This window comes from Mycoplasmopsis agassizii, from assembly GCF_002276225.1.
GTDB classification, from domain to species: Bacteria; Bacillota_I; Bacilli_A; order Mycoplasmatales; family Metamycoplasmataceae; genus Mycoplasmopsis_B; species Mycoplasmopsis_B agassizii_A.
In genome coordinates this window covers 1-1,342 of record NZ_NQNY01000029.1, presented here as the reverse complement: position 1 = coordinate 1,342, position 1,342 = coordinate 1, and the positions used below count along the sequence as shown (strand labels likewise).

Genomic DNA, 1,342 nt, shown 5'->3' with positions numbered 1-1,342 from the left:
ATTAAGGAGTAAAGCAAAAGTGGAGTACAAAGGAACTTCACATGAAAAAATTTTTAATGTTTACTGCAAAATTGCAAATTATCCTAAAATTATTAAAAGGGGATAAGATGAACACAATTTGTAATCCAGAAAATTTATTAGATAAATGCATCCTTGCTTTTGGGAAAAACCGTAAAAACTATCCATCTCTTGTCAATAAAAATTGGCATAATTTTAGGTATGGTGGATTAGCATTTTTATTAGATGATTGACCCGAAAAACACCAGCCAATTATGTTCTGTAAACTTAAAGAAAAATCAAGAGAAGAGATTCAAAAAGAGCGCAGAAGAAAAGCATTTGATGAGATGGTTGAAAAAATGAATAAAAAGCAACTAATAGAAATAGTTAAGCATCAAGTTGAAATCATTGAATATGAAGAAAATAAAAAATCAAAAGCTGATAAATTTGAAAAAATTAAAGAGCTTAAAGAAAGCAAATCAAAGTTAAGTATTAAAATTTTATGCATGAATTTTGGTGTATCAGAATCTGGTTACCATAAGTATCACAACAACAAAAACAATCTCGATAAAATCGATAATAGAGAACGCGATGATAAAGAGAAACTTTTAAACAGAACCAAGGAAATCTTTATAGAAAGTGGTGGTGTTTATGGAATTACCAGAACTTATAAGCAATTGGAAGAAGAAGGTTATAATGTTTCTAGGCCTACACTTATAAGATACAGAAGAATTCTAGGGATAAAATCACCTATCAGAAGCAGCGAAAAGAAAATCAACAGGGAAGATCCTAAAGATACATCTGTTGATATTCAAAATTTACTGAACAGAAATTTTAAACCTGGTTTTGATAATCGCACAATCTGCACAGATATAACATACATAAAATACAGGGGAAAATTTCTTTATTTAAGTGCTGCAATCAGTCTTATAAATTACCAAATTATTGGTTATTCAATTTCTGAAAACCCTAATACAGAACTAGTAATGGAAACCTTCAAAGATATCAATTTGAACAACTTTGACATGATACATTCTGACCATGGACTTGTTTATTCTTCGAATGATTTTAAGAAATTATTGGATGACAATTCAATCCAACAATCTATGTCACGAATTGGGAATAGCCTTGATAATCGACCTATTGAATATTGATTTTCAAATCTAAAAGAAGAGAAATTAAGATTAATAAATATTAATAAATTAGAGTACGAAGAGCTGCTAGATGAAATCAAAAAATATATATTTTGATACAATAACAGTAGAATTCAAAAAATTTTAGGTTGACAATCACCATTCAAATACAGACAAATTTAAAAAACTCTACTAATGCTTTACTCCTTAAT

General features: G+C 28.5%; 1 protein-coding gene. It reads left to right on the top strand.

Translation table 4 applies throughout. The features are described 5' to 3' along the window. The first annotated feature begins 107 nt into the window (after positions 1-107). The gene (locus CJJ23_RS04905) at positions 108-1,313 is read left to right on the top strand and encodes an IS3 family transposase (protein WP_180738049.1); all 1,206 of its coding nucleotides are present in this window, start codon (positions 108-110) and stop codon (positions 1,311-1,313) included. Positions 1,314-1,342: the final 29 nt, after the last annotated feature.